The sequence below is a fragment of the Nonomuraea sp. PA05 genome (assembly GCF_008086045.1).
GTDB lineage: Bacteria > Actinomycetota > Actinomycetes > Streptosporangiales > Streptosporangiaceae > Nonomuraea > Nonomuraea monospora.
In genome coordinates this window covers 73,110-97,695 of the sequence record NZ_VSEY01000009.1, presented here as the reverse complement: position 1 = coordinate 97,695, position 24,586 = coordinate 73,110, and the positions used below count along the sequence as shown (strand labels likewise).

The window sequence follows — 24,586 nt, the reverse complement described above, 5'->3', positions numbered from 1 at the left end:
GTGAAGAACTCCGGCCTCAACTGGATCACCTCCCTGGGAGGCCCCCTCGTCGCCCTGCCCGAATCCCTCGTCGGGACCTGGCAGGGCGCGGTGGGGCCGGACGAGGACGACGACCCGCCGGAGGAGGAGACCGACTACGGGAAGGTCTGCGAGCTGTCCGGGCTCGCGGCCGTCTTCGAGCACGCCGGCCACGCCGCCCTGGCGCTGACCGACGACCCCTCACCGGCGACGTTCCTGCCCGACCGTTCCCTGCTCGTGCAGCGCCTGGCCCTGGCCGGCGATCAGGAGATCCTCTCGGGGATCGGCTCGATCGCCGGAACGGCCAGGTGGGAGCCGATCGCCGGGCTGACGGTGACGGAGCCGCTGGTGCTCTTCGACTCCGTCTATCCCGGTGCCGAGGCTCCCGACAGGTTGCGGCTGGATCTTCCGCAGGGACGGTACGAGGTGCGGGCCGCGCATCACGAACCCGATGCCGCCAGCGCGCTCTGGGTTACCCTGGTCGGGCTCTACCCCGGATCTCCCCATGCCGGATGAGAAGGAGATCACCATACTGTTCACGACCGCGCTCGACGGCCGGCCCGCCCACGGAAAGACCCACGGAAAGACCCACGGGTGACCATCGGAACCGTCCTCGGCCTGCTCGGCACCGGCCTGGCGGCCGGCGTGGTCAGCACCGTCGTGAGCCTCGCCTCGATCGTCTCCTACCCCGCCCTCCTCGCCTTCGGCCTGCCCCCGCTCACCGCGAACGTCACCAACACCGTCGCCCTCCTCTTCACCGGCATCGGCGCCGCCGCCGGATCCCGCCCCGAGCTGGCCGGGGAGGGTCACAGGATGCTCCGGCTCGGCCCGATCGCCGCGCTGGGCGGCGCGACCGGCGCGTTCCTGCTGCTGGTGACGCCGGCCAGGACGTTCGAGCTCATCGCGCCCTGGCTGATCGCGATGGCCTCACTCCTCCTGATCCGCCCGCCTTCCGGCGCCGGGCGGGGCGAGCACGGGACGCTGGGGCGGATCGCGCTGTTCGCCGTCACCATCTACACCGGCTACTTCGGCGCGGCCGGCGGCATCCTGTTGTTCGCCCTCCTGTCCGCGATGTTCGACCACCCGGCCGCCAAGCTGAACGCGATGAAGAACGTGCTGTCCGGCCTGGCCAACGCGGTGGCCGCCGCGGGCTTCGCGCTCTTCGGGCCGGTGGACTGGGGCGCGGCGCTCCCGCTGGCGGCCGGTTTCCTGCTCGGCGGGTGGGTGGGGCCGAAGATCGCGCGCCGCCTGCCCGGCCACAGCCTGCGCTACCTCGCGGCCGGCTGCGGGCTCGCGGTCGCGATCAAGCTGGGCTGGGACTCCTACGCCGGTTGACCGCTCCCGGATGGCAGGGGTCATGACCGGACGATGGCCTGTTCGAGCAACTCCTGAAGGGTGCGTTGCTGCTCGGCGTTGAGGCCGGCCAGCGGCGAGTCCTGGACGAGAAGCTCCAGGAGCCGTTCGCGGAGGCCGTCGCCCTCCGGGGTGAGGACGAGTTGCCTGGCACGACGGTCAGTGGGGTGCGCGCGCCGCTCGATCAAGCCCTGCTTCTCGAGCTTGTCCACGATGAAGGTGGCGTTGGACGGCTCGCAGCTCATGCGTTCGGCCAGCTCACGCATGGTCATGGGCCCGGTCAACTCCCGCAGCGCGGTCGCCTGGGCCGCGGTGAGGCCCAAGGTGACGGCGCGTTCGCGTACGTGAACGGCGATCTGCTGCGCCAGCCCGTTCACCAGGCCGCACAGCTCCCGCTCGGCGACGGCCTGCGGTTCCGGGGACGTGGTCATGCGCTCCATGCTAGCAAATCCATCAAGCCAGCATATTTCAAGCTTGACTGGTTCAAGCTTGATGTTTATGGTGGCCTGGTCGCTGACGAGCAACACAGGAAGAAGGAACGCGACCATGACGAACTCCACGGTTGACCACAGCCGGTCGGCGGCGATCCGCTCGGTGTGGCTGGGCGGCACGAAGGTGTCCTTCGTGCCGGACGGCGTCATCCAGGGCAGGCCGCTCAGCTGGCTCCCGGACACCACCGAAGAGACCTGGGCCGCTCACCCCCAATACCTGGACGCCTCCGGCCATCTCGTGGCGAGCACCGGCGGCCTCCTGGTGGAGCACGGCGACCGCGCACTGCTGATCGACGCCGGGTGGGGCCCGGTGTCGCTGCCGGCCGAGCCGGGAAGCCCGAACGGCGCCGTCCACGGTGGCGCGCTGCTGGACAGCCTGGCCCGGCTCGGCCGCAGCCCGGACAAGATCGAGGCGGTGGCCTTCACCCACCTGCACATCGACCACCTCGGCTGGGCCTGGCACCTCGCCCCGGGCGGCGACCAGCCCGTGTTCACCCAGGCCGAGTACCTGGTGGCCGAGCCGGAATGGGCCCAGCGCGACCTGTCCGCGCACGGCGTCACCGAGGAGGAGGCCGCCGCGCTGACGCCGCGCGTGCGCACCGTGGCGGACGGGCAGGAGATCTTCCCCGGCGTACGGGTCCAGATCACCGGTGGTCACACGGCCGGGCACACGCAGTACGTCATCACCGGCGGCGGAAAGCGGCTGATCGCCTTCGGCGACGCCCTGCACTCCCCGATCCAGGTGGACCACCCCGAGTGGTCCTGCCTCTACGACCACGACCGCGCCCGGTCGGCCGAGCACCGTCGTCAACTCGTCGCCGAGCTGGAAGAGCCCGGCACGATCGGCTTCGGCGTCCACTTCGCCGACGCCGTCTTCGGGCAGGTCCGCCGGGACGGCGCCGGCTCCGCCTGGCATCCCCTGGACGCCTAATGGGAGCTACCGGGGCTGCTGATCGGGCAGACTCGGTGTCTGGTAGCCGCTGGTGAGTGAGCACTCTCGACGCCTGGATCTTGAGTCCTAGGGTCAGATCGTGCCCTCACCGGTGGTCAGGGGTCTTTGATCGCTGATGGATGCTCCTATGTCTTGTCAAGCGACTGCTGGAAGATCGTTTTCGCGGGCTGCCGGGCTGGTCAAAGCTTGTAGAGCTCACGGGCGATGTAGCGTTTCAGGCAGCGGATGATCTCCTTGGTTGACAATCCGTCGGTGGTGCGGCGCGCGACGTAGGCGCGGGTGTCGGCGTCGTGGCCCATGCGCGTGATGGCGATCATGTAGAGGGCGCGGTTGGCCTGCCGATCGCCGCCGCGGTTGAGCCGGTGGCGTTTGGTCTTGCCGCTGGAGGCCGGGACCGGAGAGACGCCGCACAGGGAGGCGAATGCCGCCTCGGAGTTCAGCCGGTCGGGGTTATCGCCGCAGGTGGACAAGAGCTGGGCGGCGGTCTCGACACCGACGCCGCGGACGGCCAGCAAATCCGGCCGGGCCTGTTTCACCAAAACGGCCAGTTGAGCGTCTGCGTCGGTGATCTCGGCGGTGAGCGAGCGGTGACGACTGGCCAGGCGGCGCAACGCGACCTTGACGCCCTGGGCCGGGTCGGCCAGATCGCCGGCAGGCCGCAGCCGGGCGCAGGCGTCGGCGAGCTTGATCGCTGACCGGGTGGGCAGCTGCTCGCGCAGCTCGACGGGAGCGGTAACGACCAGCGCTTTCATCTCGTTGACGCAGGCGGTGCGGGCCTTGATCGCGCCCGTGCGGACCAGGTGCAGGGCACGGATCGACTCGACGATCCCGTCGCCGGCCTTGGGCACCGCGCTGGCCCGGCCAGCCAGGACGGCCTCGGCCGCGGCGTAGGCGTCCAACGGGTCGGACTTGCCCTTGGCGCGGCGCTGCCGTCGATCCGGACGGTTGACCTCGATCACTCGTAGGTCCTGGCCGCGCAGGTGCCGGGCCAGCGCGGCACCGTAGGATCCGGTGCCCTCCACCCCGACCGCGTGCAGCCTGCCGAACGAACGCAGCCAGGCCAGCAGCTCGGCGTATCCGGCCGCAGTGGCCGGGAACTCGGCATCGGCCAGGCGGCGGCCGTTCATCAGCACCACCGCGGCGTGATGGGTGTCGGCGTGGGTGTCGACCCCGCCGGCGATCCGCCGCTTCTTCGGCTTCTTGGTCATGGACGTCCTTGTGTCGTCGGGGAGAATCGGTGGCGGTGCGTGCCAGGCGGCCGGGCGGGCAGACCAGTGACGGGACCAGCATGACCAGGCTCCTATCAGGCCACGCGCGACCGCTCTGGCACGCACCCTCGGCGACGCTCCCCGCCGAGGCGACAGATCCATCACAGGGCACCCGATCAGCAGGGCCGGGATGTCGTTGGGTCAGCCTCAAAGGAAGCACCTCCTGCCCCTTCCATCTCACTGGAAAGGACTGCTTCTGCCACCCCTTGAGTCTCACTGGATGTCGTGCCCCCTGTGGGTTGGGGTGAGTACTGGTCCATTAGGTCGCCGACCGGCTCCTGCGGGCTTCCGTGTCCTGTTGTCGATCGGGGAGGTCGTTGTGCTGTTCGTGGGGGATGACTGGGCTGAAGATCACCACGATGTCGAGGTTCAGGACGAGGCAGGCAAGGTGTTGAAGCGGGTGCGGCTGCCCGAGGGGATGGCCGGAATCGCCCGCTTGCACGACCTGGTGGGCCGGTTCGTCGCCGAGGATGCCGACCCGTCGCAGGTGCTGGTGTGTATCGAGACCGACCGGGGCCCGTGGGTGCGGGCGCTGGTCGCGGCCGGGTACCGGGTGTTCGGGGTTGATCCCAAGCAGGCGGCCCGGCACCGGGAGATTCTCGGTTCCTCCGGCGCCAAGAGCGACAAGGGCGACGCCCATGCGCTGGCGGACATGATCCGCACTCGCAGCCACCAGCTGCGCGAGGTGGACGGGGACTCCGAGATCGCCGAGGCGGTCAAGGTCGTCACGCGGGCGCATCAGACGCTGCTGTGGGAGCGCACCCGGCACATGCTCCGGCTGCGCGTGGCGCTGCGGGACTACTTCCCAGCCGCTCTAGAGGCCTGCAAGCCCCTCGGCCTCACCAGCGAGGCCGTGCTGAAGCTGCTGGCCAAGGCCCCCATCCCCGAAGCCGCGGCCAAACTGACGATCGGCCAGATCAGCGCCTGCCTGAAGGGCCGCCGCGACATCCCCGGCAAAGCCGCCGCGATCCAGGACGTGCTGCGCGCCGAGCACCTGGGCCAGGCGCCGCTCGTCACCAGTGCCTACGCCTCGACCGTGAAGTCCCTGGCCGCGATCATCACCGTCCTCAACACCGAGATCAAGACCCTCGAAGGCGAGGTCGAGGCCCATTTTGGCCGGCACCCGGACGCTGAGGTCATCCTCAGCCAGCCCGGCATCGGCGTCGTCCTCGGCGCCCGGGTGCTCGCCGAATTCGGAGACGCCGAGAACCGGTACGCCTCCGCCAAGGCCCGCAAGAACTATGCCGGCACCAGCCCGATCACTCGCCAGTCCGGCAAATCACGGGTCGTGCAGGCCCGGTTCGTGCACAACGACCGGCTCGTTGACGCCCTGCACCTCCAAGCGTCCTGCGCCATCCTCCACGATCCCGCCGTCCGCGCCTACTACGACCAGCTCAAAGCCCGCGACGTCAGCCACAACGCCGCCCTGCGCCAAGTCGGCAACCGCCTGGTCGGCATCCTGCATGGCTGCCTCAAAACCCACAGCCACTACGACCGGGCAACCGCCTGGTCACACCGCAACTACGACCTCACCGCTTGACATCCAACGTCCAGGGATGTCTGACCCGCCCCTGACGCCGATGTGCAGCACGGCCGAAGCCGCCCGGTGCCGTCCTGCCTCCCTGACGAGGCACCGGCCACGCACGCCGGTCCGCGAACAACGGCACGGGGGAGCCATGGACGTGATCAGCGCCGCCGAAATCCCGGCGCGGCACGCCCCTTCGCCGACCTCCGCTCCCGCGCCGCGGCCGCGAGCCGCACGACCACCGAGCGCAGAGCCTCGGCGGGACGGTTCGACGGCACGAACAACTGCCGCTTCACCCGGGCGATGCGCTGATGCCTGGTGACGGACGGGCGGAGCCGCGACTCCCAGGCGGTCAGCGCGGCGGAGAGGTCATCGGGGTCGTCCCGCAGCGCCCGGCCGAGCTCCGCGCCGCCTCGGAGGGCGAAGGTGGCGCCCATGCCCGAGTAGAGGTTCAGGCACCACGCCGCGTCTCCCACCAGCACGACCCTTCCCCTGCTCCACCGGGGCATCTTCACCTGGTGCACCGAGTCGAACAGGAACTCCGGCGTCTGTTCCAGGGCGTTCAGGGCGTGCCGCACCACGGGGTCGTCCATGTCGGCGAACGCGGTGCGCAGCCGGTCGAGCCTGGACCCGGTGAACTGTCCTTCGACGTCCGCGGTGCGGTAGGTCAGCAGGGCGGTCGGGGGCCGGTCGGCGAAGCCGAACACCCACGCCCCGCGGCCCGCGCGGGCGCTGATGACGCTGTCCGCCCGCGCGAAGGACGGCACCTGTTCCTGGAGCTGGAACGCGCAGATCATCGCGTCCCAGTCGGTCATGTAGCGCTCGTGCGGGCCGAAGACCGTGCGGCGCACGCCCGACCGCAGCCCGTCGGCGCCGACGACCAGGCCGAAGCTCTCGCGGTACCACCCGCCGGCGTCTTCGAGCAGCACGCGCACGTCGCCACCGGTGTCGTCGATCTCGACGGGTCTCGTGGCGAATCGCACGTCGATGCTGGTCCCGTCCTCGTGGATGCCCTGCCAGAGGGCGGCTTCGATGTCGCCGCGGACCACCGCCGCGGGGTCGCCCGGCTGGTGCAGGAAGCCCAGGCCCGGTTCACGGGTTCCGCGCCGGGTCAGTGACCACGCCTTGCCGCCGCCGGGCGGGTTGCGGGTGTGCAGGTGGGCGGCGATGCCGAGATCGGCGGCGGCCTGCCTGCCCTCCGGCATGAGGCCGACGAAGTAGCCGCCCGTTCGGCGTCGCGGGGCCCGTTCGACGATGACCGGCTGCCATCCGGCCTGCCGCAGCCCGATCGCCGCGGCCATGCCGGCGATCCCGAGCCCGACGACCAAGGCGCGTTTTTCCATGATGTGCTGTCTCCTCTCGGGTGGGTCCGGTCAGTCCAGGACGACGACGGCGCGGGTGCGCCCCTGATGCGCCCAGGCCTCGCCGACGCGGCTGAGCGGGTAGGCGGTGTACGGCACGTCGAAGGTGCCGTCGGCGAACCGGGCGATCAGCTCGGGGAACGCGGCGATCATCTCGGCCTTCGAGACCGAGCCCGCGCCGCTGCCGCTGATCCGGATCCGCCGGCTGCGCAGCAACGCCGCGGGCAACGCGGCCTCGGGTCCGGCGAGTGAGCCGATCTGTACGTAGTCGATCGCTGTGCTGTCGTCGTCCATGCGGGTCCTGCCGGCCAGTGCGGCGAAGGTGGCTTCGGCGACAGGGCCCCAGACGAAGTCGAGCACGAGCGTGGGCCGCGCCTCGGCGACCGCGGCGGCGAGGGCGGTCGCCCCGCCTCCGGATGCCGCGAGCGGGACGGTGACGGCGCCGAGGCCGCGCAGCCGCTCCAGCGCTTCATGATCACGCCCCGCCGCGATGACCTGCCGCGCGCCGAGGGACAGCGCCCCCCGCACGGCCAGGCCGCCCGACATGCCGGTAGCCCCCAGCACCAGCACGGTGCCCAGCTCGCCGGCCTCCTTCCGGCGGGCGACCAGCGGCATCCAGCCCGCCACGGCGGGGTTCATGCCGGCGGCGACCGCGAGCGGATCGGCACCGGCGGGCACCTCCACCTCGAACGGGGTGACGAGCCGTTCGGCCATCGTCCCCCACGGCGACCGGGCGAGACCCGTGTAGACCAGCCGCCCGTCCGCGGTCCTGGCCACGGCGTCCACGCCCGGCACGAGCGGGTAGGCCTGGCCGCTGCCGTAGTGGCGGCCGGTGGCCAGCCCGCGCACGACGTGGTGCAGACCGGCGCCCACGAGCCTGAGGGGCGCCTGGCCAGGCCGGGGTTCCGGGTCGGGGAAGTCCGCGCAGACGGGGGTCGAATCCGGGGTGCTGACGACTGCGGCACGCATCACACGCTCCTGAACTAAGTTCAATTCTGCCGTCACCCACCGTGCCTGAACTTTGTTAAGGTGTCAACCGTGGCAAAGGGCATCACGCGGGAACGGATCGTGGCGGCGGCACTCGAACTGCTCAACGACAAGGGCATGGACGCTCTCACCGTCCGCGCGCTGGCGTCCCGGCTCGGGGTGGGGGCACCCGCGCTGTACTGGCACGTCCGCAACAAGCAGGAGCTGCTCGACGAGATGAGCACCTTCGTCATGCGCCGCGTCGTCGCCGCCCTCTCCGAGATCGCTCCCGAGGCCGGCTGGCGCGACGGCATGGCCGCCTACGCGCGCGTCCTGCGCGCGGAGTACCTGCTCCACCGGGACGGGGCGCGCATCTTCAGCGGTACGCGCTTGTCCGACCCCGAGGTGGTGAAGGCGAAGGACCCCTGGCTCGAACGGCTGACCGCGGCCGGGTTCTCGCTGGCCGAGGCGGACGACGCCGTCGATCTGGTCACCGCGTTCGTCGTCGGCTTCGTGATCGAGGAGCAGGAGCGCAGCCAGTCCGCCGCCGCCGACCCCGGACGGTACTCGGTCGCCGAGCGCGACGCGTGGCTGGGTGAAGGCGCCGAGCTGGTCAAGGCCGCCGGGCACCTGCGCGACGACGGGGACCGGAGGTTCGAACGGCAGCTCGCCGTCGTTCTCGACGGGCTCGCGGCCCGGTCGCGCTGACGGCCCCGAACGCTAAGATCGCGTTCCGTGTCTCCGAATGGTTTATGGCGGATCGCCAGAATCGGCCTGGTAAGCCTGGTCGTCATCGCGGCATTCGCGGGCCTGGCGCTCGGCGACCGCTGGCTGTGGATGGCCGCGCGATGGTCGCCGTACAGCAGCGGGGGCGGCGACCTCGACACCGCGAACATCGTGGCGCTGCTCGTGATCGCCCTGGTGAAGGCCGCCCTTTTGTGGCTGATCCTGCGTACCCCCGTCCCGGGACCGCTGGACCGCAGGGCGAAGGCGCTGCGCGGGCTGCTCTACCTGGCGGTGGCGTACGCCCTCGTGCTGTGGTACCCGATCGGGCTGCTCCCCGACACGGCCGACGCGGCGTTCCGGCTCGCCTTGTGGACCGGGATCGACGTCCTCTACCTGCTCGTCATCCGCTGGCGCTCGCGCGTGCTGCGCGCGGCGGCCGGAGTGCTGTTCGTGGTCGAGCTGGCCGGGATGGCCAACGAGCTGCTGGATGAGCTGGACCTGCCGGAGCTGGCCCTGAACGACGGCGCGGAGCTGGCCCTGACGCTGAGCATGGTGGGGGCGGCCGTCCTCACGGTCGCCGGGCAGCGGCGCGACGGCCGGTGGAGCCGCGGCACGCTGGCCGCCGGTTGGCTGTCGGCGGGCGTGTACGCGCTGGCGATCCCGTTCATGTTCGGGATGACGCCCAGTGACGATCTGATGATGGTGAGCGCGCTGATGCTGGGCCCGCTGGAGCTCATCAGCGTCGTGTGGATCGCGGCGACCGCCCGCGAGATGCCCGCCGAGCGCCCCCCGGCGGAGGTCCCGCCCGCCCGGCGGCGGATGGTCCGCGTCGCGGTGGCGACCGTGGCCGTGCTGCCGGTCATCGCGTCGATCCAGCCTGAGGAAGCCGCACGCCACACCTACACCGGCTGGTCGTTGGACTGCTACGACCGGCCGAGTTTCGGCGACCTGGAACCGGCGGAACGCGACGCCGCGTTCCTCTGCCTGGCACGCAGCACCGACGGCGGCGTCCCGCCCATGTTCCCGGACACCCTGCCCGACCAGGCGGTCCTCGCGTACGGGCGGGCGCTGTGCCGCACCCAGGACCGAGAGGAGCGGACGGCGCTCCTGACGCGGGCCGGGAGCGAGCGCCCCGCCTGGGGCGCGGACCCGTGGGACCTCGTCTACGTCTGCCCGGAGATCGTCGGCGCGACCCATCCCGAGCTGCTGCGCTCGGCCAAGGAGACGGCGGAGGCGAACGCCGCCTACATCGCCGGGAAGAACGCGGAGTGCCGCGACCCGTGGCCCCGCAGGAAGGGGGTCGTGCAGGCCACGGCCAAGTACTTCCTGTTCGTCGACGGTGATCCCGGCTACCTGGTCCACGACCCCGACGACGAGGCGGCCGAGGAGCCGATGAACGAAGACGCCCTCGTCAGTGTGAGTGGCGGCACGGCGCTCGTCGGGCACGTCGAGGACGTCACCGATCTGTGCCTCACGGTGAAGGCTTTCCGCGCCGCCCCGCCACCGCGAACGGCCGGGTGGGAGCTGGTCAGCGAGGTGCCGATCGTCAGCCGCACCGGCCGGCTGACCGTGCCGGAGATGGGGGAGGACGGAGAGGTGGGCGCGGGCGCGCCGATGCCGAACCTGGCGATCGCGGGGAAGGGGCGCTACCGGCTCCGGGTCTACGTTCGGGTCGGCGAGATGGGGGAGGAGCACCTGGTCGTCGTGTTCCCGGGCGCGTCGAGGAAGAGGCTCGAGCTGAAGCCGTGAACACGACGACCAGATGGGCGGTGCGGGTCAGGAGATGCTGCGTCCCTCCACCGCGTCGAGCACCAGCGGGCTCGATCCGGCGTCGCCGCGCACCCCGAACCCGTAGCGGTAGCCGGCCCTGACGTCCGGATCCGACAGCGCCGGCAGGTGTTCCAGCGTGGCGGCGGTGACGAGCTCCCAGCCGGACCCGGTGTCGGCGTACATCGCCGCCCGCTTCCCCACCAGCGACAGCGCGAAGCGCCCGCCGTCGGGGATGCTCACCCCCTGCTTGACGCCGAAGACGGCCAGGCCGCCCGGCACCTGCGGCCCGCGCACCTCGAAGCCGGCGAACTTCTGGGTGTTGACGTAGAACGCCGCCACATCCGTCTTGCCGTCCTCGACGAGGCCCGTGTAGACGGTGTCCATGTCGGCGGAGTCGCCCTGGAACCTCTTGACGGTGATGGCCGTGCTGAACGCCGGGTTGCGGGGCGCCACGCCCGACGACATCATCCCGAACCAGCCCGCCGACGGGTGCGCGGCCGACAGCGCGCCGCCCGCGTAGGTCACCTGCGGCAGCTCCTTGTTCTCCGGCTCCACCCGGTGCACCTGGTAGTCGCCGGCCTGGTCGAAGCCGTCGTTCAGCTCCTGGTTGGCGAAGGCGTCAGGGGCGGGCGGCACGTACGCGGCCTCAGGCGGCAGCCGGAACGTCACCCGCTGGGTGTGCCCCAGGTAGGAGGCGCACACCACCGGATAGTCCTGGTTCGCCGGCCCGTACGCGGTCAGCGCGGTGTCGAACGAGCGGCTCCGGCCGGTGCGCAGGCCTGTCACGCCGAGGGAGGCCGGATCGACGGCCACCCCGTCGCACGCGCCGAGCCTGACCTTGCCCGCCATCGGCAGCACGTCCCGGTTGGTCACGGTGAAGGCCACCGTGGAGCCGATCCGCCCGCGCTCGCCGGTGGCCGCGCTCACCTCGACGTTGCGCCGGTCCTTGCCGGGCAGCGCCACCGCGGCCAGGCTGAGCCGGTCGATCTCGTACGAGCCCGCCCAGTCCGAGCCCACCGAGCCCCGCACCCAGACCTTGACCCGGGAGATCGCGGCCCGCGGCGCCCAGCGGGACAGGTCGAGCGTGAGCCGGTTCCAGCCGAGCGCCGGGTCGATCGCGCCGACGCCCTCCGCCACCGCGCCGTCGCGCCCGTACGCGCGGATCTTGGCGGTGAAGACGTTGCCCGGCTTGAAGCCGTCGTCGGCGCTTTCGGGCACCCGGACCGACACGGAGAGCTGGGTCGTGCGGGAGGCGTCGAGCGGCTCGCCGAACAGCACGTCGGCGCCCTTGTACGACTTGGCGTACTGCGACCAGCCGGGCAGGTCACGCTCGAAGCGCACGCGCAGCGCGTGCCCGCCGTCCACGGCCACCTGTTCCACGGCGGCGGCGTTGTCGGAGGGCCGCCAGCCGCCGGTGCCGGTCTCGAAGCCGGAGATCACCCGCTCGGCCACCGGCTTGGCGTCGAGCTGCGTCCCGACGGTGGCCGGGGGCTCGCGCACCGCGAGCGCGGCCGGGTCGAAGCCGGGGATGACGTCCTTCCAGTCGGAGATCCCGATGACCTTCTTGGCGAACTCGGTCACCTCCAGCGACCGCTCTGTGTCGATCGCGGCGAACACCTCGTGGATCGGCTTGCGCTCGCCCGCGTTGGACGGCGCGCTGTGCTCCTCGTCCCACGTCCACAGGCCGAGCCGGAGGCCGCCCTCCTGCTTGTGGTCGACGTGCCGGTGCAGGATGAAGGAGTCGATGCCGTCGGCGAAGGCCACCTTGTAGTAGGCGTACGCGTAGGCCGCGGCCTGCAGCTCCAGCTCCTTGGCCGAGTAGTCCTGCGAGTTCAGTCCCTGCTCGGACAGGATCACCCGGCGCCGTTCGCCGCCGTAGGTCAGGTGCTCCTGGGCCAGGTAGCGCGGCAGCAGCTCGATGTTCTTGAAGGTGATCCGCATGGTGTCGAAGCTGTCCGTGGCGGTCTTGTCGTTCCAGAACGCCGGGTTGAACAGGTTCTCCGGGTACGGGTGGTAGGCGATGTTCCAGGCGAAGTCGCCCTGCCGCTTGGTGAGCGCGTTGAGCCCGTCCACGACGTCGCGGCCCTTGTAGGTGTACTTCGGGTCGGCGTTGGCGGCGCCCGTCCAGAAGTGGGTCAGCGACGTGTAGACGCGCGCGTTGGCGTCGGCCTTGCGGACGGCCTGCGCGGTGAGCCGCATCGCCTTGGCGTACTGCTCCAGGAAGACGTCGCGGTCCTGGGGGCCCATGTTGTACCAGAACTGCTGGGCGTCGATCTCGTTGCCGACGATCCAGCCCCACGCCCGGCCGTACCGCTCGTCCGCCTGGCTGTAGCGCTGGGCGAAGAATTCCATGGCGGCCGTGAAGTACGCCTCGCCCTCGGCCGTCTTGGTGTTGAACGCGTACACCGTCCCCTTGCCCAGCTCGGCGTCGGGGTGGATGAGCTTGCGGGCGGCCGAGTTGGCGGCGCCGCTGTTGTAGACCAGCACGATCAGGTTGACCAGCACGCCGTTGTCCGACAGCGGCTTGACCTGGGCGTCCAGCCCAGCGACTGCGCCCCGGTCGAAGTAGTACGTCCTGCCCTGGGAGACGAACTCGATGGTGTTGCCCGGCGCGCCGGGCCCGGCCATCATGACCGAGTCGAGTGCCAGGTTGATGCCGGCGTGCTGGACGCCGATCTCCTCGGCGTCGTCGGTCATCTGCACCTGCAGACCCTTCTTGCCCGGCAGCACGGGGTACGGGGTCTGACTGGCGGCGGCGAAGCTCAGCTTGTCGGCGTAGTGCACCTCGCCCAGCGGGCCGCCTGCGCCCACGGCGAGGAACTTGTCGTAGAGCCGGTCCTGGTCGCCGTCCATCCGCGGCACCTCGACGCGGAACTCGCCCGCCCCGACGGTGGCGACCGGCTCCTCCCCGGAGTGCGTGTCCTGCCAGATGTCCAGCGCGTACAGCTCGGCCGGTCCCGAGGCGGTGCCGGTGACCGTGATCGTGCTCTCGCCGACCTCGACCCCGCTCACCCCGCCTTCCACCGCCGCGTGGGCGGGCACGCTGACGCAGAGCATCGCCAGCGCGAAGGCGATCAATAAACGCATTCTCATGTCCTCCTACTTGGCCCAGTCCTCGTCGCCCCAGGCGTTCTTCTTGATCCCCGCCTCGATGCCGCGGCCCCACCACTTGGCGAGGTCGGTCAGCTCCTCCTCCAGCGAGCGCTCGCCCAGCAGGTAGCCGTCGAACACGTCGCGGAACGAGGTCCCCTCGGGCCCGCCGGGCAGCGCCGTCACCCGGAACGGCTTGCCCCACTCGCCCTCCATCAGCCCGGCGGTCTCGGCCGACGGCTCGACGCCCTCGATGGCGGGCAGGCCGCCGGTCGCGTCCAGCCAGGGCTTGACCGCCGGTGAGCTCATGTACTGCAGGAACTTGATCGCGGCCGCGTACTTCTCGTCCTTGACCGTCGAGGGGACCATGTAGCTGGTGCCGCCGATCGACGCGCCGTAGCGGGCCGGCGCGCCGGACGACAGCGGCGAGCTCGCCTTGGTGATCGTCGGGAACGGCATCGTGCCGAGCGCGAACTTGGCGTCCTTCTTCAGCGCCTCGACGGCGAAGTCGGTGCCCCACGACATGGCGGCCTTGCCGGAGACGAAGTCCCGGTAGCCCACCGTCGCGCCGCCGTCGGCCACGCCCGTCCAGTTGGGCGTGCCGCAGTCGAAGAACTCCTTGTAGAGCTTGAGCGACTCGGCCACCTCGGGCGTCTTGGTGGTGAGCTCGCCTTCCTTGATCACCTTGCTCATCGACTTCTCGGTCACGGTCGGCGCTTTGCCGGGCTTGCCGGTGGCGTCGAAGACGTTCCAGTCGTCGTAGTACTTGTCGATGAGCTGGGTGCTGACCGCCTCCCACGTCCAGCCCGCGGCCAGGCCGCCCTTGTCGAGGGCGACCGGGTCGAAGCCGGCGTCCCTCAGCTTCTCGCAGGCGCCCCTGAAGTCCTCCCAGGTGGCCGGAGGCTGCGCGATGCCCGCCTTGGCGAAGGCGTCCTTGTTGTAGAACAGGCCGATCGCGACCAGGTTGAACGGGATGTACTCCAGCTTGCCGCTCTCCTTGCTGAGCGCCTTGGAGACGCCGGGGCCGAAGTAGTCCTTGCGGAACACGTCGATCCAGCGCTGGTTGCCCGGCACGTACGGGTTGGGCTTCTGCAGCTCGGCGTCGAGCGCGTGCACCTCGTGCGCCTTGTGCGGCGGCTGGTTGAAGACCAGCTCGGGCGCGGTGCCGGCGGCGAGCTGGGTGGTGATCGTCTGCATGAAGCCGTCGAGCGGCAGCACCTGCGTCTTGACCTCGATGCCGGGCTCGCGCTTCTCGAAGGAGTCGATCAGCGACTCCCAGGCGGGCCCGAAGCTGCTGCCGCTGGCGTTCCACTGGTTGGGGCCGGCCAGGGTGATCGTGACCTTGCCGTCGGTCCCGGACCCGGACGAGCCGCCCGGGCCCAGCAGGCCGCAACCGGTCAGCGCGAGCAGCGTCGCGCAGGCCGCCAGCCCGCTCTTGGGGGGTGTTCGCATGAGAGCAGGTTTCCCTTCCTGGAGTTGATACGTTTCAATCACTTGCCGGAGACGACGCCGCCCTGAATGCCCGCCAGGAACCACTTGGACAGGAACGTGAACAGCACCACCAGCGGCAGGCTGGCCAGCACGTAACCCGCGAACAGCGGGCCCCACTGCTGCGCGTTCTGACTGGCGAAGAAGGCCAATCCGGCCGGGATCGTCCGGAACTCGTCGGTCTGCACCGTGAGCAGCGGCCAGAAGTAGTCGTTCCACACGCCCAGCACCGTCATCAGCGCCACGGTGCCGATCACCGGCCGGGCCAGCGGCAGCATGAAGGCCAGGAACAGCCGGACGCCGCCCGCCCCGTCCACGCGCGCCGCCTCGAAGATCTCCTCCGGGATCTGCGCCATGTACGTGCGCATGACGACGATGCCGAAGACCGTGTTCGCGGTGACGTGCGGCACGATCAGCACCAGCCGGCTGTCCAGGATGCCGAGGTCGCGCATCAGCACGAACAGCGGGATCAGGCTGGTGATCGAGGGCACCATCAGCAGCGCCGCGACCATTCCGAACAACGCGGTGCGGCCGGGGAAGCGGTAACGGGCGAACACGAACGCCGCCGCCGGGGCCAGCACCATCGTGCCCACGATGGCCAGCGCCGCCACCACGAACGAGGTGAACAGGTACGGGCTGACCTGGCCCCAGGCCGCCGCGTAGTTGTCCAGGTGCAGCGGCCAGGCGGGCGCCCAGTAGCTGGTGAAGAACTGCTCGTTGTCCTTGACCGAGGCCGCCACCATGAACAGGTAAGGGAACAGCCCGGCGAAGGCCAGCACCGCCAGCAGGGAGCCGGCCACCAGGTCGATCCTGCGGGTGCGGCTCATGCCTCCGCCCTCCTGCCGAGCAGCAGCGCCACCAGGCTCACCGCCAGGGTCAGCGCGAACAGCACGGTGCCGAGCGTCGCCGCGTACCCCCAGCTCGTGTCCAGGAAGGCCGCGTCGAGCATGCGCAGGACGGGCACCTGGGTGGCGTTGTCGGGGCCGCCCTTGGTCATGATGTGCGCCTGCATGCCGTACTGCAGGACCGAGATCACGGCCAGCACGAACAGCAGCTTGACGTCGCGGAACAGCAACGGCAGGTCGATGCTCCAGAAGCGGCGCAGCCGGCCCGCGCCGTCCACCTCGGCGGCCTGGTAGATCTCCGCCGGCACGTTCTGCAACGCCGACAGGAAGACCAGGAACGGCAGGCTCGCCACCCACGGGAAGCCGATCGTCATCAGGGCGACGAGCGCGGTGTCGGGGTCGCCGATCCAGTTGCCCGCCAGCCCGTCCAGGCCCACGGCGCGCAGCAGGCTGTTGATCACGCCGTCGCGCGGGTCGTACATGAACTGCCACAGCAGCACGTTGACCACGGCGGGGAAGGCCAGCGGGAGGATGAGCAGCGTGCGGAACACGAAGCGCAGCCGCTCGCTGGACAGCGACATCACCAGCTCGGCGGCCAGCAGCGGGAACACCCACATGAGCGTGACGGCCCAGACGAAGATGACGCCGATGTTGCGGAAGGAGGCCCACCACAGGTCGTCGCCCAGCATCGTCAGGTAGTTCTCGAAACCGACGAACGGCGAGCCGAAGCCGGGCCGCCACTCGAAGAGCGAGTGCACCATGCCGTTGAGCGCGGGATAGTACGCGAACGCCCCGAGCAGCGCGAAGGTGGGCAGGAGGACGAGATAGACGCTCCACGGGATCCGGCGGCGCGCCTTGGTGCTGGTCACGATGGAAGTGCCTTTCAGGAGGTGCCTTCAGGAAGTACGGAAGGCGTAGGAGCCCGAGCCGACCCGGTAGACCGCGGTCCCGCCGTCGAACCGGTCGAAGCTCACGCACTCCGCCTCGGCCGCCGGCCCGCCGCCCTCGGTCACTCGCTCAGGCGGGGCGGGCACGTGCACCTCGGCGCGGGTGTTCGGCGGCACGACGACGTCCAGCTCGAAGCCGCCGTCCGCCAGCCGCCAGGAGATCTCCACCCGGCCGTGCCTGGTGCGGTGCGCGGTCCTCGCCCAGCCGATGCCGCCGCCAGGACGGGGACGCACGACGACGTCGGCGTAGCCCGGCGACCCCGGGGCCAGGCCGCCGACCGTCCGGTACATCCAGTCTCCGACGGCCCCGTAGGCGTAGTGGTTGAAGGAGTTCATGCCCGGGTCCTGCAGCCCGCGGTGGTGGCTCCAGGAGTCCCAGCGCTCCCACATGGTCGTCGCGTCGCCGTGCACGACCGGGTAGAGCCAGGACGGGAAGGTGTCCTGCGTCAGCAGCCGGTAGGCCACGTCCAGCCGCCCGGTCGAGGTGAGCGCGTCCAGCAGGTACGGCGTGCCGAGGAACCCGGTCGACAGGTGGTTCCCCCTGGCCTCGACGTCCCCGGCGAGCCGGGCCGCCGCCCTGGGCAGCTCGTGCTCCTCCAGCAGCCCGGCCGTGATGGCCAGCACGTACGCGGTCTGCGTCCCGCTCGCCAGCACGCCGGGCCCCTCCACGAAGGCCGCCCGGAACGCCCGCCTGACGTGCTCGTACAGCTCCAGGCAGGCCCGCTCGTCCGCGTCGCGGCCCAGCGCGGCGGCGAGCTCCGCGAGCTGCCGGGCGGACAGCGCGAAGATCGCGGTGCCGACGAGCCGCTTGGGGGTCTCCGCGCCGATGGACAGCCAGTCGCCGAAGCCCTCCTCGGGGAAGATCCCGCCGTTGGAGCGTTTGTCCAGGTACGCCAGCCAGCGCAGCATCGGCTCGAAACAGGCCGCCACCACCCCGGCGTCGCCGCGCAGCCGGTGCAGCGCCCACGGCAGCAGCACCAGCGCGTCGCCCCAGCCGGGCGAGCCCGCCTCCTTGGCGCCGGGCGACAGTCCGCGCCCGGACAGCACGTCGGGCACCACGTGGGTGACCGCGCCGTCGTCGCCCTGCGCGTCGATCACGTCCGTCAGCCAGCTCCGCAGGAACGCGGCGGCGTCGTAGTTGAACAGCGCGGTCGGCGCGAAGGCCCAGATGTCGCCCGTCCAGCCGAGCCGCTCGTCCCGCTGCGGGCAGTCGGTCGGGACGGCCAGGAAGTTGCCCCGCTGCCCCCACACGATGTTGCGCTGCAGCCGGTTCAGCCGCTCGTCGGAGCAGGCGAACTCGCCGGCGGGCGCCATCGCCGCGTGCGCCACCCTGGCGGTGATCGACTCCGGGGCCGCGCGCAGCCCCGAGACCTCCACATAGCGGAAACCGTGGAAGGTGAACCTCGGCTCGAAGGTCTCCGGCTCCTGCCCACGCGGCAGGAACTCGTCCGTGGCGCGGGCCGAACGCAGGTTGGCCAGATGCAGCCCGCCCTCGTGGTCCAGGACCTCCGCGTGCCGCAGCACGACAGGCCGCTCGCGCCCGGCGCGGCCGGTGAGCCGGACCCAGCCCACCAGGTTCTGCCCGAAGTCGGCGATCCACACGCCGGGGCCGCGCTCCCACACCGCCACCGGCTCCAGCTCCTCGTGCACCCGGATCGGCGGCGCGACCGCGGCGGTCAGCCGGCCGGCGGGCGGGCTCACGGGCACCGCGGGCAGCCAGCCCGCGTCGTCGAACCCGGCCGCGCTCCAGCCGAGCGGCTCGGCCGCCAGATCCTGCCGCTCGCCGTTCTGCAGGTCGGCGTAACGGATCGCGCCCGAGGACGCCCGCCACTCGGGGCCGGTGCGGACCCGGGTGAGGGTGCCGTCGTCGTGCAGGATCTCCAGCTCCGCGCGCAAGGCCAGGCGGCGGCCGTACTGGAAGGAGCCGAACCAGCTGATGTTGCCCGCGTACCAGCCGTCGGCGAGCACCGCGCCGAGCGCGTTGCGTCCCTCCGACACCAGCGCCGTCACGTCGTAGGTCTGGTACGTGAGGCGATGGCGGTAGTCGGTCCAGCCGGGGGCCAGATGGTCCGCGCCCACCCGGGCGCCGTTCAGGTGGATCTCGTAGACGCCGAGCGCGGTGGCGTACAGACGGGCCCTGCGCACCGGCGAAGGCACCCCGAACTCGTGCCGCAGGTACGGGCTGGGCCGGTCGCCGATCGGCTCGCGGCCGAGCGGCGGGTCGCCGTGCAGCCCTGCCTCCTCGGCCAGCGGCCACGCGGCGTCGTCGAAGCCGGGCTGCTCGAAACCGTCCCCGGGGTCGGCGACGGCCCGCCACCGGCCGCCTGACGTGACGGTGACCGTGCTCTCCCCGGGCACCGGGACGAGCTGCGGCAGCGCCGGGCGTCCCTCGACCACGACCTCCAGCCGCACGCACAGTCCTGGCCCGGCGGCCTTGATCGCGAGCACGTTCTCGCCGGAGGTCACCAGGTCGCCCGCGTCGGCCACGAACGCCCCGTCCCGCCGTTCCCCCTTGACGGGCACCCCGTTGACGTACGCCTCGACCTCGCCGCCGTCGCCCACGCCCACACCACCACCGACGCCCACGCCCGCGTCACCGCCGACGCCCGCGCCGCCGCTGTCGCCGATCACCAGCCAGGCCGACAGCGGCCGGGCGCCGCCCGCCACCGTGAACCGGGTGCGGAACGCCCCCGTCGGCGCGGGGGAGGGCCCCAGCGGGTCGGCGACCCAGATGCGCGGCACGTTCTCCAGCGACGGCAGGCGCTCCGAGCCCGGCACCACGGGCGTGCCGATCCAGCCCGCCGTCCACCCGGTGGCGTCGCCGAGGCCGGTCTCGAACCAGTGCGCCGGGCTCCAGCCGGACCACGTGCCGCTCTCGTCGGCCACCATGACCCGCCACTGGTAGCGCGTCCTCGGCCGCAGGGCCGCGCCGCCGTACGGCAGGTCGTACGTGGCAGGCGAGGTCACCACGCCGCTGTCCCACACCCGTGCGGCGCTCTCGTCCGCCGGGTCGCACTCCTCCGCCACGATCAACCGGTACGCGCTCTGCGCCCGTCCCCGCCCGGCGCCGGTGATCCGCCAGGAGAACTCCGGCGCGCCCACGTCGAGGCCGAGAGGTTCGGCCAGTCCTGCCACGCGCATGTCGGTCACGGCGAGCTGCATGAAAGGGCTCCCAAGAGGAATTGAAACCTTTTAAGTACAGCGCACCGTAAGCAGCGCGAGCTAGTCACGTCAATGCCCCCACACATGGGGGACACGGAACCGTCGTCTAACTGAAACATTTCAAGAGGTACACTCATGGCCTCTGCCAGGTGACGAGAAGGGCTCCCCGTCGGTGACCGACATCCACAAGCCGGCCGAGCGTCGGCGGCTCAGCATGGTCGACGTCGCCGCCCACGCCGGCGTGTCCGTGGGAACGGTCTCCAACGCGCTCAACCGGCCGGAACTGGTCGCCGAGCGCACGTTGCGCCGGGTGCGCGCCTCCATCAAGACGCTCGGGTTCGTGCCCAGCGCGCCCGCCCGTCAGCTGCGCGGCGGCACGGCCCGGTCGGTGGGCGTCATGGTGCGCGACATAGGGAATCCGTTCTTCAGCGAGGTGCTGCCCGGCATCGAGACCAGGCTGTCGCAGGAGCACCTGCTCCTCATGCTCTGCAGCTCCAGCGACTCCCTCGAGAAAGAGGCCTACTACCTGCAAGTCCTGGAGCAGCACCGGGTGCCCGGCATCCTCATCACACCCGCCGGGCCCGACATCTCCCACCTGGTCGAGCTGCGCGGGCGCGGCGTCGGCGTGGTGCTGCTCGACCGGCCGGGCGCCGACTCACAACTGTGCGCGGTCGCGGTCGACAACGTCAGGGGCGGCGAGCTGGCGGGCGGCCACCTGCTGTCGCTCGGGCACCGCCGCATCGCCTTCCTCAACGGCCCCTCGATCGTGCGGCAGTGTGCCGACCGGCGGGAAGGGCTGCACAAGGCGGTACGCGCCGCCGGGCTCGACCCCGACGAGGTGATCACCGAGATCACCCTGCCAGCACTCACCCCCCACGAGGGCGAGGCCGCGCTGCAGCGGCTGTCCCTCGGCAAGAAGGGGCCGACGGCGCTGTTCTGCGTCAACGACACGGTGGCGCTCGGCGCGCTGCGCGGGCTGGAGTCGCGCGGCATCGGCGTGCCGCGCGACATGGCGGTCATGGGCTACGACGACGTGGAGTTCGCGGCGCTGCTGTCACCCTCGCTGACCTCGATCCGCCAGCCCAAGCAGCAGCTCGGCCAGGCGGCGGCGGAGCTGCTGCTCACCGACTCGCGGGGCGACGCGAACCACTGGCATCAGGAGATCGTGTTCCAGCCATCGCTCATGGTTAGAGCGTCCACCACCACCTAGACACGTTTCAAGAAGCGACGCCGCAGGAAAACGGGGGCTTGATCGGCAGCCTTCTGGGCCTCATTGTTGAGACGTTTAAACCCAGGAGGTCCCATGCGTTGGGTTGTCCGTCTCGCCGCCGTCCTCTTACTCGTCATCCCCACCCTCCCCGCCGCTGCGTCGGCCGCTGGGTCGGCCACCGCGTCAGCCACCGCGTCGGCCACTGGGTCGGCCACTGGGTCGGCCACTGGGTCGGCCGCTGCCGCGCTGCCGTACCCGACCCGCTCCGACTACCGCATCAAGGGCCTGCAGCCCGACTTCTGGCCCGACAAGAACGAGATCGCCGGCAACAACGCGGGCGGCGTCGCCATGAACCTCGTCTGGGCCGACTGGGAGCCCAGCGTCAAGACACCGCCGTGCGCGGCCGGCGCGCAGGAGTTCGGCGGACGCTGCTACACCGTCAACTCGGCCGTCGACGCCGCCATCAGAGACTGGACCAGCAGAGGCCTCGTCGTCACCGCCGTCGTCTACGGCACCCCGGCCTGGGCGCGGCAGGGCCGCACCTGCACGCCGGCCGCCGCCGGCTTCGAGATGTTCTGCGTGCCGAACGACCCCGCCGAGTACGGACGGTTCGCCGGCATGCTGGCCCAGCGCTACGACGGCCAGCACGGCAACGGCCGGATCGCCGACTTCGTCGTCATGAACGAGGTCAACAGCAACACCTGGTTCGACATCGGCTGCGGCCAGGGCACGCCGTGCGACACCACCGCCTGGCTGAACGCCATCGCCGCGACCTACAACGCCGCCTACGACGCCGTCATCGCCCAGCAGCCCACGGCCAAGGTGCTCACCTCGCTCGACCACTACTTCGGCACCGCCTACGACCAGCCGGCCACGCCGGAGGCGAAGCTGTCGGGCATGACCGTGCTCAAGGGCCTCGCGGCGCGAGCGGGCAACCGGGCCTGGCGGGTCGCCTACCACCCCTACCCGCCCAACCTGCTGGCGCCCCAGTTCTCCGCCGACGACTTCCCCCGCGTCACCTACGGCAACATCGGCGTCCTGGTGGGCTGGCTGCGGCAGCAGTTCCCGAACACGCCGTCGGCCTGGCAGGTGCAGCTCACCGAGAGCGGCGTCAACTCGCTCTCACCCTCGTCGGAGTCGGCGCAGGCGTCCCAGCTGTGCAACACCTTCCGCAACGTCCTCGGCACTCCCGGCATCGAGAGCTACATCTGGCACCGCATGAGCGACCACCCGGACGAGACGGTGGCCGGGCTGGGCGTGGGGCTGCGCCGCACCGACGGCTCGGCCAAACCGGCCTGGTCCACCTGGGCGCTGGCCAACCGCAACGACCTGTCGCCCGCCCAACTGTCGTGCGGCTTCGAGCTGCTGCCCCACACGCAGCTCCGGCGCGGGTACAACGCGAGCAGGGGACACGTGGCCAGCTCCCGGCTGCTGCCGCCCGGCTTCACCCAGGAGCGGGCGTGGAAACTGCTGCGCAACCCGGCCGCCGGCACCGTGGCGCTGTACGAGTGCAAGGTCGGCGGGCACACCATGCTCAGCCGCGATCCCGGATGCGAGGGCCAGTTCCCGATGGGGCCGGTCGGTTACATCCACACCAGCCAGGTTGCCGGGTCGGTGGCGCTGTACCGCTGCCGGCTCGCCTCCAACGGCGACCATGTCGTCACCGATCAGGCGAGCTGTGAGGGGCTGACGTACGAGCAGCTTCTCGGTTACGCGCTGCCCTGACGCTCGCCTGTCACGGTGACGGTCGTCCGTGACCGTGCGGTCGTCCGTGACCGTGCGGTCGCCCGTGGCCGTGCGACGTACGCGTCGCCCGAGCTGATCGCCACCCCCGTGGGGAACGCCTCGTGCCGCTGACCGTAGCGGCTCACCAGGGACAGGGTCGTGTGTCCCAGGCGTCGAACTTCTGCGGTGTGTCGAACGCCGAGATCACCCGCGCTCCGTCGGAGGTCAGCGCGAGTCAGCGCGAGAGAGGCTGGGCACGGGTGGCCGGGCAGGCCGATCCGGCGTTCGACGCCGAGGGCGGTGGTGTCGATCTCGGCTACCTGGTTCGATCCGGCCACCGCCGCGTAGACGGACGGGCCGTCTTGGGCGTCCGTGACGATCACCGGCGACGGGCTGTCGCAGTGTCCGCCACGCGCACCGGAAGCCCGTCGAATCCCAGATGCCTGCCGTTCTCGTAACGCCGCGTCGCCCGCCCGCACAACCTCAGCGGAGAGTGGCGCAACAGCTCGGTCAGAACCGACTCCAGCTCCGCACGTGCCAAGTGCGCGCCGATACAGAAATGGATGCCGAAGCCGAAGGACAGATGACGCTGCGGCCGATCCCGGTCCAGCCGGAAGCTGCAAGGATCGTCGAACACCCGGGGGTCATGGTTGGCGGCGCCGGTGAGCAGCAGCACGCGTGACCCGGCGGGTATCACCGAGCCGCTCATGACCGCGTCCTCTCGTGTCAGCCGCGAGCCGTGGTCCACTGGCGGCCACATCCGCAGCGTCTCCTCCACGGCGTGCGGGACGAGGTGGGGTTCCGCGCGCAGCCGGTCGTGCAGAACCGGTTCTCGCGCCAGGTTCCACATGAGATGCGACAGGGCGTTCATGGTCGTCTCGTGCCCCGCGATCGCGAAGGCGACGAGCATGACGTGGAGCTCCTCGTCCGTGACCGGTCGCCCCTGGAACTCGGCGCGGACGAGCTCGGACAGGTAGTCGTCGCCCGGGTGTTCCCTGGCCCGGCGGATCTCCTGGTCGAAGAGCTCGGCGAACGCCGGCCAGAAGCCGTCCGGGTGGGAGTCCTTGGGCATGCGCTGCCAGGTGTTGCGGGTGAGCGTGCGGATGCGCCGCTGGGCGTCGTCGGAGAACCCGACGGCCAGCGACAGAGCCGCCAGCGGCAGCGGAACCGAGACGGCCTCGACGAGGTCTCCGCCGCCTGCCGCCACGACCGGGCTCACCAGCTCGGTGACCAGACGGTCCAGTTCCGGGCGCAGGGCTCGCACCGCGGCCGAGGTGAACGGGGGCCGCATCAGATCGCGGTACTGCGTGTGCAGGGGCGGATCGTATTCCAGGGGCGCGAAGTAGGGCGTTCCAGGGGCGCGCGGGCAGAAGACGCCGGCGCCGGAGCTGAACCGCCGATGGTCCTTCAACGCCTGCCGCACGTCGGCGTACCGGGAGAGCAGCACGAGCCCGCCGTGGGCGGCGGAGCGGGCGACGGGCTGCTCTTCCTGGAGTTCGTGGTGAACGGCGTGGGCCAGGTCCGGGGTGAACTCCGGTGCGTGGTGGTCGAAGGCGCCGACCTGCCGTGTCAGTGCGACGGGGTCGGGTCGGCCGGGGGAATCGCAGGCGCTCCCGGTTTCTCTGAACACAGAGAGTGACTGATTCATTACTCTAAGTTACCATGGGTTTGCGGGTCGGAGATGGCGGC

The 24,586-nt window shown here is 71.1% G+C and carries 18 protein-coding genes; 8 read left to right on the top strand and 10 right to left on the bottom strand.

Annotated elements, in window-relative coordinates:
• Nucleotides 1-534: an Imm21 family immunity protein gene (locus FXF51_RS16275; protein ID WP_148435300.1), complete on the top strand. Its 534-nt coding sequence runs from the start codon at nt 1-3 to the stop codon at nt 532-534.
• Between the two features lie 78 nt (nt 535-612).
• Nucleotides 613-1,353 carry a sulfite exporter TauE/SafE family protein gene (locus FXF51_RS16270; RefSeq protein WP_262379566.1) on the top strand — a complete coding sequence of 247 codons (741 nt, stop codon included), beginning with the start codon at nt 613-615 and terminating at the stop codon, nt 1,351-1,353.
• A 20-nt stretch (nt 1,354-1,373) separates the two neighbouring features.
• Here FXF51_RS16270 and FXF51_RS16265 read toward each other — a convergent pair whose 3' ends face one another.
• Nucleotides 1,374-1,802, bottom strand: a complete 429-nt coding sequence (locus tag FXF51_RS16265) for a MarR family winged helix-turn-helix transcriptional regulator (RefSeq protein ID WP_148435299.1) — start codon at nt 1,800-1,802, stop codon at nt 1,374-1,376.
• Nucleotides 1,803-1,917: 115 nt separating this feature from the next.
• Here FXF51_RS16265 and FXF51_RS16260 point away from each other — a divergent pair, with 115 nt between their 5' ends.
• Complete coding sequence (locus FXF51_RS16260) at nt 1,918-2,793, top strand: MBL fold metallo-hydrolase (protein WP_187414400.1); 876 nt, start codon at nt 1,918-1,920, stop codon at nt 2,791-2,793.
• A 200-nt stretch (nt 2,794-2,993) separates the two neighbouring features.
• On the opposite strand, the gene FXF51_RS16255 is transcribed toward FXF51_RS16260, so the two are convergent.
• Nucleotides 2,994-4,022 carry an IS110 family transposase gene (locus FXF51_RS16255; RefSeq protein ID WP_148435298.1) on the bottom strand — a complete coding sequence of 343 codons (1,029 nt, stop codon included), beginning with the start codon at nt 4,020-4,022 and terminating at the stop codon, nt 2,994-2,996.
• 379 nt (nt 4,023-4,401) lie between these two features.
• Between FXF51_RS16255 and FXF51_RS16250 the strand changes: the two genes are divergently transcribed.
• Complete coding sequence (locus FXF51_RS16250; protein ID WP_148435297.1) at nt 4,402-5,622, top strand: IS110 family transposase; 1,221 nt, start codon at nt 4,402-4,404, stop codon at nt 5,620-5,622.
• A 146-nt stretch (nt 5,623-5,768) separates the two neighbouring features.
• Here the strand turns inward: FXF51_RS16250 and FXF51_RS16245 are convergent, their stop codons facing one another.
• Nucleotides 5,769-6,950, bottom strand: a complete 1,182-nt coding sequence (locus FXF51_RS16245) for an FAD-dependent monooxygenase (RefSeq protein WP_148435296.1) — start codon at nt 6,948-6,950, stop codon at nt 5,769-5,771.
• 30 nt (nt 6,951-6,980) lie between these two features.
• Nucleotides 6,981-7,937, bottom strand: coding sequence for a zinc-binding alcohol dehydrogenase family protein (locus tag FXF51_RS16240; protein ID WP_222871310.1), 957 nt, complete (start codon nt 7,935-7,937; stop codon nt 6,981-6,983).
• Nucleotides 7,938-8,006: 69 nt separating this feature from the next.
• Here FXF51_RS16240 and FXF51_RS16235 point away from each other — a divergent pair, with 69 nt between their 5' ends.
• Nucleotides 8,007-8,642: a TetR/AcrR family transcriptional regulator C-terminal domain-containing protein gene (locus FXF51_RS16235; protein ID WP_148435295.1), complete on the top strand. Its 636-nt coding sequence runs from the start codon at nt 8,007-8,009 to the stop codon at nt 8,640-8,642.
• 27 nt (nt 8,643-8,669) lie between these two features.
• Nucleotides 8,670-10,409: a DUF2339 domain-containing protein gene (locus FXF51_RS16230; protein WP_148435294.1), complete on the top strand. Its 1,740-nt coding sequence runs from the start codon at nt 8,670-8,672 to the stop codon at nt 10,407-10,409.
• Between the two features lie 27 nt (nt 10,410-10,436).
• On the opposite strand, the gene FXF51_RS16225 is transcribed toward FXF51_RS16230, so the two are convergent.
• From FXF51_RS16225 to FXF51_RS16205, 5 genes are read right to left on the bottom strand one after another with little or no spacing between them, the layout of a single operon-like run.
• Entirely contained in the window at nt 10,437-13,523 is a 3,087-nt protein-coding gene (locus tag FXF51_RS16225) for a DUF5722 domain-containing protein (RefSeq protein WP_187414399.1), read from the bottom strand.
• Nucleotides 13,524-13,529: 6 nt separating this feature from the next.
• Entirely contained in the window at nt 13,530-14,972 is a 1,443-nt protein-coding gene (locus FXF51_RS16220; protein ID WP_148435293.1) for an ABC transporter substrate-binding protein, read from the bottom strand.
• Nucleotides 14,973-15,010: 38 nt separating this feature from the next.
• Entirely contained in the window at nt 15,011-15,835 is an 825-nt protein-coding gene (locus FXF51_RS16215) for a carbohydrate ABC transporter permease (RefSeq protein WP_148435292.1), read from the bottom strand.
• Nucleotides 15,832-16,722, bottom strand: a complete 891-nt coding sequence (locus tag FXF51_RS16210; RefSeq protein ID WP_262379565.1) for a carbohydrate ABC transporter permease — start codon at nt 16,720-16,722, stop codon at nt 15,832-15,834. Before FXF51_RS16210 ends, FXF51_RS16215 begins: the two co-directional genes overlap by 4 nt.
• Nucleotides 16,723-16,749: 27 nt before the next feature.
• A complete protein-coding gene (locus tag FXF51_RS16205) occupies nt 16,750-19,962 on the bottom strand; it encodes a glycoside hydrolase family 78 protein (RefSeq protein ID WP_148435290.1) in 3,213 nt (1,070 codons plus the stop codon).
• Nucleotides 19,963-20,134: 172 nt separating this feature from the next.
• Here FXF51_RS16205 and FXF51_RS16200 point away from each other — a divergent pair, with 172 nt between their 5' ends.
• Nucleotides 20,135-21,172, top strand: coding sequence for a LacI family DNA-binding transcriptional regulator (locus tag FXF51_RS16200; RefSeq protein WP_262379564.1), 1,038 nt, complete (start codon nt 20,135-20,137; stop codon nt 21,170-21,172).
• A gap of 93 nt (nt 21,173-21,265) precedes the next feature.
• On the top strand, nt 21,266-22,897 hold the full coding sequence (locus FXF51_RS16195; RefSeq protein ID WP_222871309.1) for a DUF5722 domain-containing protein: 1,632 nt from the start codon (nt 21,266-21,268) through the stop codon (nt 22,895-22,897).
• Nucleotides 22,898-23,276: 379 nt separating this feature from the next.
• On the opposite strand, the gene FXF51_RS16190 is transcribed toward FXF51_RS16195, so the two are convergent.
• Nucleotides 23,277-24,545 carry a cytochrome P450 gene (locus tag FXF51_RS16190; RefSeq protein ID WP_148435289.1) on the bottom strand — a complete coding sequence of 423 codons (1,269 nt, stop codon included), beginning with the start codon at nt 24,543-24,545 and terminating at the stop codon, nt 23,277-23,279.
• Nucleotides 24,546-24,586 lie beyond the last annotated feature (41 nt).

What these genes read in the sequence shown, in the direction of transcription:
- FXF51_RS16215 (WP_148435292.1), bottom strand. Translation starts at nt 15,835, where the DNA reads ATGAGCCGCACCCGCAGGATCGACCTGGTGGCCGGCTCCCTGCTGGCG.
- FXF51_RS16255 (WP_148435298.1), bottom strand. Translation starts at nt 4,022, where the DNA reads ATGACCAAGAAGCCGAAGAAGCGGCGGATCGCCGGCGGGGTCGACACC.
- FXF51_RS16245 (WP_148435296.1), bottom strand. Translation starts at nt 6,950, where the DNA reads ATGGAAAAACGCGCCTTGGTCGTCGGGCTCGGGATCGCCGGCATGGCC.
- FXF51_RS16240 (WP_222871310.1), bottom strand. Translation starts at nt 7,937, where the DNA reads ATGCGTGCCGCAGTCGTCAGCACCCCGGATTCGACCCCCGTCTGCGCG.
- FXF51_RS16205 (WP_148435290.1), bottom strand. Translation starts at nt 19,962, where the DNA reads ATGCAGCTCGCCGTGACCGACATGCGCGTGGCAGGACTGGCCGAACCT.
- FXF51_RS16195 (WP_222871309.1), top strand. Translation starts at nt 21,266, where the DNA reads ATGCGTTGGGTTGTCCGTCTCGCCGCCGTCCTCTTACTCGTCATCCCC.
- FXF51_RS16190 (WP_148435289.1), bottom strand. Translation starts at nt 24,545, where the DNA reads ATGAATCAGTCACTCTCTGTGTTCAGAGAAACCGGGAGCGCCTGCGAT.
- FXF51_RS16260 (WP_187414400.1), top strand. Translation starts at nt 1,918, where the DNA reads ATGACGAACTCCACGGTTGACCACAGCCGGTCGGCGGCGATCCGCTCG.
- FXF51_RS16225 (WP_187414399.1), bottom strand. Translation starts at nt 13,523, where the DNA reads ATGAGAATGCGTTTATTGATCGCCTTCGCGCTGGCGATGCTCTGCGTC.
- FXF51_RS16265 (WP_148435299.1), bottom strand. Translation starts at nt 1,802, where the DNA reads ATGACCACGTCCCCGGAACCGCAGGCCGTCGCCGAGCGGGAGCTGTGC.
- FXF51_RS16220 (WP_148435293.1), bottom strand. Translation starts at nt 14,972, where the DNA reads ATGCGAACACCCCCCAAGAGCGGGCTGGCGGCCTGCGCGACGCTGCTC.